At 69.6% G+C, this 13,150-nt stretch carries 4 protein-coding genes; all 4 read left to right on the top strand.

Going from position 1 to position 13,150, the window contains the following annotated elements; translation table 11 throughout:
• Window positions 1-389 precede the first annotated feature (389 nt).
• The 4 genes from QM582_RS16920 to QM582_RS16905 all read left to right on the top strand — a co-directional run bounded on the left by QM582_RS16920 (window position 390) and on the right by QM582_RS16905 (window position 13,022).
• Complete coding sequence (locus QM582_RS16920) at window positions 390-899, top strand: DUF4352 domain-containing protein (protein ID WP_415086363.1); 510 nt, start codon at window positions 390-392, stop codon at window positions 897-899.
• Window positions 896-2,167: a hypothetical protein gene (locus QM582_RS16915; RefSeq protein WP_415086361.1), complete on the top strand. Its 1,272-nt coding sequence runs from the start codon at window positions 896-898 to the stop codon at window positions 2,165-2,167. The genes QM582_RS16920 and QM582_RS16915 overlap by 4 nt, the downstream gene beginning before the upstream one ends.
• Window positions 2,160-7,109, top strand: coding sequence for a PKD domain-containing protein (locus QM582_RS16910; protein WP_415086360.1), 4,950 nt, complete (start codon window positions 2,160-2,162; stop codon window positions 7,107-7,109). Before QM582_RS16915 ends, QM582_RS16910 begins: the two co-directional genes overlap by 8 nt.
• A 318-nt stretch (window positions 7,110-7,427) precedes the next feature.
• The gene (locus tag QM582_RS16905) at window positions 7,428-13,022 is read left to right on the top strand and encodes a PKD domain-containing protein (protein WP_415086358.1); all 5,595 of its coding nucleotides are present in this window, start codon (window positions 7,428-7,430) and stop codon (window positions 13,020-13,022) included.
• Window positions 13,023-13,150 lie beyond the last annotated feature (128 nt).

The raw sequence follows: 13,150 nt of genomic DNA, 5'->3' as shown, positions 1-13,150 counted from the left end.
GCCGAGCCGGCCGGTGCCGGCTCGGGCGAGGGCCCCGGTGTCGGCGGGGAGGGGCCGGGCCGCCCGCCGCCCTGGCTGCGATGACGTCGCGGAGAATTCGCTCCGCCGGAGGTGACAGCTGACAAGTCAGCCGCTATCATTGCCCGCGGGGGGAAGTCGCGACGGTTCGCGCAAGGCGTTGCAGCGTATGGTGCAACGTCGCAACTACAATCACGTCACCCCCCGTCTTATCCGTAAGCGTCTCGGGGGGAAACGCTGTGGGGAAAATTCGTTCTGTCGTGTCCGCGGCCATGTTGGCCGGGATCCTGCTGAGTGGCTGCACGTCTGCGCCACCGGCCACTACACCATCACCGTCGGCGTCCGTCGGCGCGGCACCGGCCGATTCGCCGGTGGCGTCCGCCAGTGCGGAGCCGTCGTCCAAGCCGACCAGCACCGCCACCAGCAAGAGCCAGCCGGTTCCCAAGGTGCAGCGCAGCGGCGCGGCGTCGCCGACCATCACGGCCAAGCCGGCCGGGACCGGCGGCAAGGTGAGCTACTCCGACGGGGTCGTGCTGCGCATCCGCGACGTCTCCTTCGGCAAGGAGACCAAGGAGGGCCCCGGGCAGTTCCCGGGTCGTGCCTACGCCGTGCTCGATATGGAGATCGCCAACGGCAGCAAGCGCACGCTGTCGCTGGACACCGTGGTGATCACCGTGCTGGACAAGTCCGGCAAGCAGGTCAACCCGGTCTACACCGACGAGGCCAAGGTCTCCGACTTCGCCGGTGAGCTCAAGGCGGGGAAGACCGCCAAGGCCCTGTACGCGTTCGCCGTGCCGACCTCGTCGCGCAGCAAGGTGACCGTGGTGGTCGACTTCGACGGCGTGCACACGTCGGCGGTGTTCACCGGGGGCCTGAAGTGAGGGCGGTCAAGCGGATCTTCGCCCTGGCGCGGTCTCGCGCCGCCGGCGCCGCTGTCGCCCAGATCTGGCAGGCGTTCGGCAGCTTCGGGTTGCAGATCGTCGCCGCCTGGACGCTGGGGGCCCAGGGCCTCGGCCTGATCAGCATGTCGCTCGGCGTGATCGTGCTGACCACCGCGCTGGCCAGCGGCATGATCGGCGATTCGCTGGTCATCCTGGACCGGGCCAACCCCGCGACCCGGGGGGCGCTGCAGGCCTGGGCGCTGGTGCTCGGGGCGCTGACCGCCTTGGTCGCCGGGACGGCGATGGGGGTGACCGTGCTCACGCCGCTGCAGGCGGTGCTGTTCGCCGGTGCCCTGGTCGCCTTCCAGTTCGAGGAGCTGATCCGGCGGGTCTTCATGGGCGTCATGCAGTTCTGGCGGCTGGTCGCGTTGGACAGCGTGGCGGTGATCACCGCGCTGGCGATCATCGGTGTCGCGGCCGCGACCCACGCCGTCACCGTCGAGGCGTTCTTCGCCGCGCTGCTGGTCGGGCAGGTGGCGGGCATCGTGGTCGGCGTCCTGCTGCTGCCGGCCACGGAGCGGGTCTGGGTCGGGATGCGCGGCTCCGATCTGCGCCGGGTGGTCGTGTTCGGCGCCTGGCGTGGCGCGCAGGTGGCGGTGCCGCAGCTGATGCTCACCGTCTCCCGGGTGCTGGTCACCGCCTTCGCCGGCGGTGCTGCGCTCGGCTTGATCGAGGGCGCTCGGATCTTCGTCGCGCCCGTCCTGCTCACCGTCCAGGGGCTCGGCTCCTACCTGCTGTCCAGCTACGTCCGGGACTCCAAGCTCGGTGTGCCTGCACTGCATCGGCGGGCCTGGCGGGCGTCGCTGACGATGATGGCCTGTGCGCTGCTGGCCGGCACCGTGATCGTGATCGCCGTGCCCTACCTGAGCCACCTGGTCAGCGGATCGACCTTCGACATCGAACGTCTCACCGTCGCCGGCTGGGTCGTCTACGTGATGGCCTCGGCCTCGTTCCAGCCCTTCGCCAGCCTGGCCGCGGTCCGCGGCGGGCAGCGCCGGGTGTTCTTCTGCCGGATCACCGACGCCGGCTTCGCAGTCGCACTACTCACCTCGCTCCTGGCCCTGGGCGTCAGCCCGGCCTGGACGCCCGTGGTCCTCGCCGCCGGACTCTTCGTCGGCGGCACGCTGGTCCGCCATTTCGTCCTGGCGCCGCTGTCGAGGACCGCAACCCATGCTTCTACGAGCGAACTCAGGATGAGCAATGCCTAACTCGACATCGCGCTTCGTGCGCGCGCGCATCAGCGGCATGGTTGCCGGCGCGCTGGTATTCACCGCCGGCCTGGCCGGCGTCGCTCCCGCCCAGCGGGCGGAGGCGGCACTGCTGCCCACCGACCCGGCCACCGTCACCGCGGAGGCGCTGCCCACCTGGCAGCTCAACGGCGTGGTGTGGAGCACCGTGGTGGTCGGCAACACCGCCTACGTCACCGGTGAGTTCTCCAAGGCCCGGCCGCCGGCCGAGCCGGTGAACAGCCCGCTCTCGGTCGACGCCAAGAACATCTTCGCCTTCGACGTGACGACCGGGAACCCGGTCGCCTTCAACCACTCGCTGAACGCCCAGGGCCTGGTCATCCGGGCCAACGACAGCGGCACCCGGCTCTACGTCGGCGGCGACTTCACCGAGGTGGACGGGGTGGCCCGCGGCCACATCGCCGCCTTCGACCTGACCGCCGCCGGCGCCCCGCTGACCAGCTTCAACGCCCGCACCGACGGGCAGGTCCGCGGCCTGGTCCCGATCGGCAACACGGTCTACGCCGGCGGCAACTTCCGGGCGTCCAACAGCCAGCCGCGGGCGCTGTTCGCGGCCTACGACGCCGGCACCGGAAACCTGACCTCGTGGGCTCCGGCGGGCGACACCTCCGGCTACGTGTTCACCATGGTGGCGGCGCCGGACAAGTCCCGGATCATCGCCGGCGGCTCGTTCACCAGCATCAACGGGGTGAGCGCCTACGGCATGGGCTCGATCGACACGACCACCGGCGCCACCCTGCCCTGGGCAGCGAACACCCGGCTGCGGGCCGCGGGCGCCAACGGCGCCATCGACACCCTGTCCACCGACGGCACCTCGATCTTCGGCGCCGGCTACTCCTACGGCGACGGAGCCGCCTTCGAGGGCACCTTCTCCGCCGATCCGTCCACCGGCGCGATCAACTGGGTGAACGACTGCCTGGGCGACACCTACGACACCTTCCCGATGGACGGTGCGCTGTACACCGCCAGCCACGACCACAACTGCACCATGGTCGGCGGCTTCCCGGACACCAACCCGCGGGCGCGCTGGCAGAAGGCCAGCGCCGAGCGGATCGGGCCGGCCATCGGCACCATCACCAACAAGGACGCCTACAACTGGGACTACACCGGCATTCCGTACACCGGCCTGCTGCACTGGTACCCCGACCTGGAGTTCGGCAAGTACACCTCGTCGAAGCAGGCGGCCTGGTCCATCGGTGGCAACGGCGACTACCTGGTGCTCGGCGGCGAGTTCCCGAAGGTGAACAACGTGGCACAGCAGTCGCTGGTCCGGTTCGCCAAGAAGCCGATCTCCAACGGCGTCAAGCCGGTCGCCTCCGCGGGCTCCACCCCGACGCCGGTGCCGACCGGTTCCGGGACGGTGCGGGTCGCCTTCGGCGCCATGTTCGACCGCGACGACGCCGTCACCGAGTACGACGTCTACCGCGGCGTGGGCTCCGCGACGACCAAGATCGGCACGATCCGCGCCGACGACGCCGAGTTCTGGAGTCTGCCCACCTACACCTTCACCGACACCGGCCTGGCCGACGGCACCCAGGTGCGCTACCAGACCCGGGCCCGGGACGCCGCCGGCAACGCACAGTGGTCGGCATGGTCGGGCTACGTGACGGTCGGCAACACGCCGTCCGGCTACGCCACCGCCATCGCCGGCCAGGGCGCGTCGCACCTGTGGCAGCTGAGTGAGGCGGCCGGCAGCTCGCTGGTCATCGACTCGATCGGCTCGGCCCACGGCGCCCCGACCTCCGGGGTGACCCTGGGCGGCTCCGGCGCCCTGCTGAACGAGGCCGGCAGTTCGCTGACCAGCACCGCCAGCGGCTCCGTGGTGACCACCACGGCGGAGGCCGCGCCGTCCGCGGTGACGGTGGAGGCCTGGGTGAAGACCACCAGCAAGCGCGGTGGCCGGATCGTCGGCTTCGGCGACCAGGCCAACACCGGCAACGCCTCGGTGCTGTTCGACCGGGCGCTCTACCTGGACACCTCGGGCCGGCCGAATTTCATGATCAACGACACCGCGGTGCGTACCGTCACCGCCCGCAGCGCGATCAACGACGGCGCCTGGCACCACGTGGCCGGAACGGTCGACGCCGGCGGCATGCAGCTGTTCGTGGACGGCGTCCGGGTCGGCCGGGATCAGCGCTACACCGCGCCGCGGGCCTACCAGGGGTACTGGCGGATCGGGTCCGACAACACCACGGGCTTCGCCAACCGTCCCTCCGACTCCGGTCTCGCCGGCTCCATCGACGAGGTCGCGGTCTACCCGCGGGCGCTCTCGCTGACCGAGGTGCAGTCGCACGTCACCGGCAGCGGACGCACCGGTTCGTGGACGGCGCGGCCGACCGACGGCTACGCGGCGTCGGTGCTGGCCAACGCGCCGGACATCTACTGGCGGCTGGGCGAGAACAGCGGCAATGCGCTGGACTCCTCGGCTTCCGGCAATGTCGGCAACGTGGCGGGCTCGCTGAGCCGCGGCGTGACGGGGGCGATCGACGGCAACACCGCGGCGACCTTCAACGGCAGCAACAACGTCGTGGTCGCACAAGAGCAGTGGTCGGCGCCGCAGCAGTTCACCGCGGAGCTGTGGTTCAAGACCACCACCACCAAGGGCGGCAAGCTGATCGGCTTCGGCAACACCACCAGCGGGCTGAGCTCCACCTACGACCGGCACGTGTGGATGCAGAACAACGGCAAGCTGTCCTTCGGCACCAACCCGGGTTCGCAGCAGATCATCACCACGACCGCCAGCTACAACGACGGCCAGTGGCACCACGTCGCGGCCCGGCAGGGTGCCGACGGGATGAAGCTGTACGTGGACGCCCAGCTGGTCGGCAGCAACCCGGCCACAACCAGCCAGGCCTACACCGGCTACTGGCGGATCGGTGGCGACAAGAACTGGTCCGGCGCCACCAGCAGCTACCTGGCCGGCAGCCTGGACGAGGTGGCGGTGTACCCGAGCGCACTGAGCGAGGACGACGTCCGGGCGCACTACAACGCCTCCGGCCGGACCGCCCCGAACCGGGCACCGTCCGCGGTCTTCAGCTACACCAAGTCGTTCCAGACCGTGAACGTGGACGCCTCGGGCTCCAGCGATCCGGACGGCCCGCTGGCCTCCTACGCCTGGGACTTCGGCGACGCGGCGACCGCCACCGGCGTTACCGCGAGCCACAGCTACGCCAACGGCGGCAGCTACACCGTGACGCTGACCGTGACCGACGCCCAGGGGCTGACCAACACCACCACCCAGACGGTGGTGGCGGCCCCGAACCAGGCGCCGACCGCAGCCTTCGGCGCCACGGTGAACCTGCACGACGTCGCCTTCGACGCCGCCGCGTCCAGCGACCCGGACGGCACCCTGGCCTCCTACGCCTGGGACTTCGGCGACGGCAGCACCGGAACCGGCGTCACCGCGTCGCACAGCTACCCGGCGGCGGGCAGCTACACCGTGACGCTGACCGTGACCGACGACCAGGGGGCGACCAACGCCGTCACCCACACGGTCGAGACCGTCGACCCGCCGAACCAGTTGCCGACCGCGGCGTTCTCGTCGCAGCCCGGTGACCTGGAGGTGCAGTTCAGCGGTGCCGCGTCCAGCGATCCGGACGGCACCATCGCGTCCCACGCCTGGGACTTCGGCGACGGCAGCACCGGCACCGGGGTGAGCGTGTCGCACAGCTACCCGGCGGCGGGCAGCTACACGGTGACGCTGACCGTGACCGACAACCGCGGCGGCACCGCCACGGTCACCCACGCGGTGACCGTGCTGGGGCCGAACCAGCTGCCCACGGCGTCCTTCAGCTGGACCGCCGACGACGAGAAGCTGAGCTTCGACGCCGGGGCCTCCGCTGATCCCGACGGCACCATCGCGTCCTACGCCTGGGACTTCGGGGACGACAAGACCGGCACCGGCAAGACGCCGACGCACAGCTACCCGGCGTCCGGCAGCTACACCGTGAAGCTGACCGTCACCGACAACCGGGGCGGCGAGCACACCGTCAGCCACACCGTCACCGTGGTGGCCAACGCCAAGCCGACGGCGGCCTTCACCAGCTCGGCCGACTTCCTCAAGGTCAGCTTCGACGGCACCGGCTCGTCCGACTCCGACGGCACGGTGGCGAGCTACGCCTGGGAGTTCGGGGATGGTGCGACCGGCACCGGCGCCAGCCCGCAGCACAGCTACGCCGAGGCCGGCAGCTACTCGGTGAAGCTGACCGTCACCGACGACGACGGGGCCAAGGACTCCGTCACCAAGACGGTGACCGTGACCGCTCCCGGTCCGCTGGCCACGGACGCCTTCGGGCGCACCGTGAACAGCGGCTGGGGGACCGCCGACAAGGGCGGCGCCTGGACCATCGCCAACGGCGCGGCGCGGTTCTCCGTCTCCGACGGCAAGGGCAAGCTGGCGATCGCGTCCGCCGGCGCCGGTTACACCGCGCTGCTCAACGCGGTGAGCGCCACCGACACCGACATGTCCTTCGACGTGAGCATGGACAAGGCGGCGACCGGCGGCGGCCAGTACTTCAGCGCCATCGGCCGCAACGTCGCCGGGGCCGGCAGCTACAGCGCCAAGGTGCGGGTGCTCTCCACCGGTGCCGTGCAGCTGTACCTGGTGAAGACCGTCAGCGGGACCGAAACGGTGCTGTCCAGCCAGACCGTGCCCGGCCTGACCTACGCCGCCGGCAGCACGCTGAAGATCCGGCTGCAGGTGACGGGCAGCGGCACGACGGCGCTCAAGGTCAAGCTCTGGAGCGCCGGCAACGAGCCGACCGCCTGGTCGCTGTCCAGCACCGACTCGACGGCCTCGCTGCAGGCCGCCGGCGGCGTCGGAATCTACGGCTACGTGTCCGGCACCAGCACGGATCTCCCGGTGCTGTTCTCGTTCGACAACCTGGTGGTGCCAGCCCCCTGACAACGGGGTTTGATAAGCCCGGCAGGATCCCTTCGGATCCTGCCGGGCTTTTCTCATGCAAGTCTTATATTTCGTTAATAGTTAGCCCTGTTCAGTTGTTCCGAATTCGCGGACCGGGCTGCAGGATTGGTGCGTTGCATGGTACCGTTCGTGCGTCGTCTGAGGGGGAAGACGATTTCCGCGCCGCTCATCCTGGCGCCGGATTGTGCGCAACCTGCGGGGGCTTGGTCGCGTTACGAATCTCCTCCTGACGACTCGGGGCTCATTATGTTCAGGGGGGGACACGTTATGCCCAAGTCAACGCTGCTCAAGAGAGCCGTGACGCTGTTGTCAGCCACCGCGCTGGCCGCGCTCGGCTCGGTGGCCGGAGTCAGCCGGGCGGAGGCGGCGCCGGCCACCATCCAGCCGCAGCCGAACAACTCGATCACGGCCGACCGGCTGCCCACCGCCCAGATCAACGGCGTGGTGTGGTCGACCGATGTCGCCGGCAACAAGGTGTACGCGGGCGGCTCGTTCACCCGCGCCCGCCCGGCCGGCGCCGCAGCCGGCAGCAACGAGACGGTGCGCAACAACCTGCTCGCCTTCGACATCACCACCGGCAACCTGGACACCAGCTTCGCGCCCGACCTCAACGGGCAGGTGCTGGCCGTCGCCGTGTCGCCGGACAAGACCCGGGTCTATGTGGTGGGCGACTTCACCACCGCCAACGGGCAGGCCCGGCGCCGGGTGGCCGCCTACAGCACCGCGACCGGCGCGCTGATCACCTCGTTCAACCCGGTCGGCGTGAACTCGCGGGCCCGCGCGGTGGCGGCCACCAACACCACCGTCTACGTCGGTGGAGGCTTCGCCGGAGCCGGCAACAGCAGCCGCGGCAACCTGGCCGCCTTCCGGGCCTCCGACGGTGCGCTGCTGCCCTGGGCGCCGGCCGCCGAGCGTCCGGTCTGGGGTCTCGCGGTGAGCCCGGACACCGCCAACGTGTACGCCGCCGGTCAGTTCACCACCATCGGCGGCCAGGCCGCCTACGGCATGGCCAAGATGGACGCCACCAGCGGCGCGCTGGACGCCGCCTGGAAGCCCGAGGTGCGCAACGGCGGCGACGACGCCGCGGTGGGCAGCATCCGGATTCAGAACAACGCCATCTACGGCACCAGCTGGCACTTCGGCGCCGGCGGCAACCTGGAGGGCACCTTCAAGATCCCGCTGTCGTCGTCCACCGGTTCGGCCGACTGGGTGACCGACTGTCACGGCGACACCTATGGCGCCTTCGTCAGCCAGAGCACGGTGTACGTCGCCGGCCACTCCCACTACTGCGGCAACATGGGCGGCGGCTTCCCGCAGTACTCCAGCTGGAAGTACCAGCATGCCCAGGCCTGGAGCGACACCGTCACCGGCGACATCCTCAACGATCCGCACTTCTACTACAACTGGTCCGGCAAGAAGCAGGGCCCGGCGATGATCAACTGGCTGCCGGAGATGGCGATGGGCAGCTACACCGGCCAGTACCAGGCCGGCTGGACGGTCACCGGCAACGACGACTTCATCGTCTTCGGCGGCGAGTTCCCGCGGGTCAACGGCACTGCTCAGCAGGGCCTGGTGCGCTTCGGCAAGCGCCCGGTGGCGCCCGGCAGCCAGGGCCCGATGTTCGCCGCCGGCAGCTTCGTGCCGAAGATCAGCGCGCAGACCGCCACCTCGGCGCGGATCACCTGGCCGGCCGCCTACGATCGCGACGACCGCATCCTCACCTACCGGGTGTACCGCGGATCGACGCTGATCAGCACCCAGGCCGTGGAATCCAACTGGTGGACGCTGCCCGCTCTCGGCTACACCGACACCGGGGTCTCGCCCGGCGCCGGCTACAGCTACCGGGTGACGGTCAGCGACCCCGGCGGCAACTTGGTGAACTCCAGCACCGTCTCCTACACCCAGCCCGGCACGGTGGCGGCCAGCAACAGCTATACCCAGTCGGTGCTGTCCGCCGGGGCCGACCTGTACTGGCCGCTGAACGACGCCCGGACCGGCAACCCGATGACCATCCGGGACCGGTCGGGCTACAACGACGGGGTGGCCGACACCGATGTCACCGCCGGCCAGCCGGGCGCCATCACCGGTGATGCCGCGATGACCTTCGGCACGGCGCAGCCGACCCAGGCGTTCGGCCGGGTCTACGCCAACGGCACCCAGTACGCGCCCGACACCTTCACCGCCCAGGCGTGGATCAAGACCGACAGCACCACCGGCGGCCGGATCCTCGGCTTTGGCGACTTGCAGACCGGCAACTCCGGCCATCGCGACCGGCACGTCTACATGACCAACGACGGCAAGCTGATCTTCGGCGTCCGGGCCACCAACGGCAACAACCGCACGGTGATCAGCGGACGCTCCTACAACGACAACCAGTGGCACATGGTCACCGCGACCATGGGGTCGCAGGGCATGGCGCTCTACGTCGACGGCGTCCGGGTCGGACGCCGCTCGGACACCACCCAGGGCGAGACCTACCTCGGTTACTGGCGGCTGCAGGGCGACAATCTGGCCGGCTGGACCTCGGCTCCCAGCAACTACAACTTCGTCGGTTCGGTCGACGAGGTGGCGGTGTACCCGACCGCGCTGGACCAGAACACCATCCTGGGCCAGTACTCGGCGAGCGGCCGGACGGCCGACATCCCGCCGGTCCCGGCCGACAACTACGGCGCGGCCGTCTACAACGACGATCCCGACCTGTTCTGGCGCTTCGACGAGACCACCGGCACCACCGCGGCCGACTCGGGCCGTGCCTTCAACGACGGCACCTACCGCAACGGCGTCACCCTGGGCGAGGAAGGAGTGATCGCGGGCAACCGGGCGGCACGGTTCGACGGCAGCGATGACGTGGTCACGTCCAACGGAATCTTCTCCAATCCGGCGGTCTACACCGTCGAGGCCTGGTTCAAGACCACCAGCACCACGGGCGGCAAGATCATCGGCTTCGGCAACGCCCAGAGTGGCAACTCGGGCAGCTACGACCGGCACGTCTACATGCTGGCCAACGGCAAGCTGGCGTTCGGCACCTACACCGGCCAGTCCACCGTGATCACCAGCAACGTGAGCTTCAACGACGGCGGTTGGCACCACGTGGTCGCCTCCCAGTCGTCCAGCGGGATGAAGCTGTACGTGGACGGAGAGATCCAGGCCACCAACCCGCAGGCCGGGGCGCAGGCCTACGACGGCTACTGGCGGGTCGGCGGCGACAACAGCTGGTCGGGCAACCCTTACTTCAACGGGACCATCGACGAGGTCGCGGTCTACAGCACCGAACTGCCCCTGGGCCGGGTCGTGGCGCACTACCAGGCCGGTGGCGGCGTGCTCAACCAGGCACCGAGCGCGGAGTTCAGCTCCAGCGCCGAGCAGCGCCGGGTGACCTTCGCCGGCACCGGGACGGACCCGGACGGCACCATCACGGCGTACTCCTGGGACTTCGGCGACGGCGGCACGTCGACCGCGCAGAACCCGGTGCACGTCTACACCCAGGAGGGCACCTTCACCGCGACACTGACGGTGACGGACAACAAGGGCGCCACCGGCAGCATCAGCCACCCGGTGACCGTCACGGCGCCGCCCGGGCCGAGCGACACCTACGGCTCCTCGGTTTACGCCGATCACCCGCGGCTGTACTGGCGCTTCGGCGAGACCAGCGGCACCGTCGCCAACGACGTCGCCGGCGGTCTCAGCCACGGCACCATCGTCAACAATCCGGTGATGGGACGTCCGGGCGCGATCGACAACCCGAACACCGCCTTCCAGTTCAACGGCAACGGCAAGTACGTCACCTCGAACGACGCATTGGTGAACCCGACGGTGTACTCCGAGGAGGCCTGGTTCAAGACCACCACCACCGCGGGCGGCAAGATCATGGGCTTCGGCTGCACCTTCACCAGCCCGTCGTCGTGCTACGACCGGCACATCTACATGCTGGCGAACGGCAAGGTGGCGTTCGGCACCTACACCGGTGCGATGAACATCATCACCACCAGCGACAGCTACAACGACGGCAGCTGGCATCACGTCGTCGCGACCCAGTCGTCCGACGGCATGCGTCTCTACCTCGACGGTGTCCTGCAGGGCAGCAATCCGCAGACCGGGGCACAGGCCTACGACGGCTACCTGCACGTCGGCGGCGACACCTCCTGGTCGGGTGCGACCTGGTTCAACGGTGAGATCGACGAGGTGGCGGTCTACCTCAGCGAGCTCGGCGCCGGCCGGGTGCAGGCCCACTACCAGGCGGCCCAGCCGGCTCCGAACCAGGATCCGGTCGCCTCGTTCACGCTGACCAAGACCGACCTGCAGATCGCGGTGGACGGGTCCGCGTCGTCCGATCCGGACGGCACCGTCGCCGGCTACCTGTGGGACTTCGGAGACGGGCAGACCAGCACGGCTCCGGTGACCACCCACAGCTACACCACCGGCGGCACGTACACGGTGAAGCTCACCGTGACCGACGACGACGGCACGACGAACTCCAAGACCCAGTCCGTCACGGTCCAGGCAGCCAACGTGAACCCGGTGGCCGCCTTCACCGCGACCGTCGACCACCTCGACGTGGACGTGGACGCGAGCACCTCGTCCGATCCGGACGGCACCATCGCCAGCTACGAGTGGAACTTCGGCGACGGCAGCACCGGCACCGGCAAGGTGACCGACCACACCTACACCTCGGCGGGCACCTTCACGATCGCCTTGAAGGTCACCGACGATCGGGGCGGCTCGCACACCGTCACCCATGACGTGGTCACCACCATGCCGCCCAACCAGCACCCGAACGCGGCGTTCACCAGCTCGGTGAGCAAGCTGAAGGTGAACTTCACCAACCAGTCCACCGATCCGGACGGCACCGTGGCGAGCTACGCCTGGGACTTCGGCGACGGCGGCACCAGCACCCAGGCCAGCCCGAGCCACACCTACGCCTCGGCCGGCACCTGGACCGTCAAACTGACCGTCACCGACAACGGCGGGGAGACCGACGAGGTCACCCACCAGGTCACCACGGTCGCCAACCAGGCCCCGACCGCGTCGTTCAGCCACACGGTGAACGGCATGGCGGTGAGCTTCAACGGCACCGGCTCGTCCGATCCGGACGGCACCGTGGCCAGCTATGCCTGGACCTTCGGCGACGGCGGCACCGGAACCGGGGCCAGCCCGAGCCACAGCTACGCCGCGGCCGGCAGCTACACGGTGAAGCTGACGGTGACCGACAACGACGGTGCCACCGGCGACGTCACCCAGACCGTCACCGTCGCGGCGCCGACCCAGATCGCTGCCGACGACTTCAATCGGACGGTGAGCAACGGGTGGGGCAACGCCGACCTCGGCGGCGCCTGGACCAGGTCCGGGACGGCCTCGAACTTCGCGGTCTCCTCCGGGTCGGCCACCATCACGATGACGGCGGGGGTGGGTCCGGGCAGCTACCTGAACAGCGTCTCGGCCCGTGACGTGGAGCTGCGGACCAGCGTGAGCTACGACAAGCCCGGAACCGGGGGAGGGACCTACACCTCCTTCATCGTGCGGCGCAACGGCACCACCGACTACCGGGCGGTCGTCCGGGTGACGTCCACGGCGACGACGGTGCAGTTCCAGCGCACGGTGAACGGCACGGCCACGGTGATCGGCAACACCGTCACCCTGTCCGGTGGGGCGCTGACCGCCAATGAGACCCTGCGGCTGAAGGTGCAGGCCACCGGGGCGAACAGCACCACGCTGCGCGCCAAGGTGTGGCGGGCCGCCGCCAGCGAGCCGACCGCCTGGACGGTGTCGACCACCGACTCGACCAGCGGCCTGCAGACCGCGGGATCCGTCGGCGTGTACAGCTACATGTCGGGCTCGTCGACCAACAGCCCGATCGTGGCCAAGTTCGCGGAGTTCATCGTCGAGCCGGCCTGACAGCAAGAAGCGGCGGTGCGGTGTGTTCCGGGAGTCGAAACTCCTGGGACACACCGCACCGCCGCTTCTTGCTGTCAGGCCGGCTCGACGATGAACTCCGCGAACTTGGCCACGATCGGGCTGTTGGT

It is taken from the genome of Micropruina sp. (assembly GCF_047607385.1).
GTDB lineage: Bacteria > Actinomycetota > Actinomycetes > Propionibacteriales > Propionibacteriaceae > Micropruina.
The sequence above is the reverse complement of the archived record's forward strand: the minus strand, read 5'-3'. Positions and strand labels throughout refer to the sequence as shown.

What these genes read in the sequence shown, in the direction of transcription:
- QM582_RS16910 (WP_415086360.1), top strand. Translation starts at nt 2,160, where the DNA reads ATGCCTAACTCGACATCGCGCTTCGTGCGCGCGCGCATCAGCGGCATG.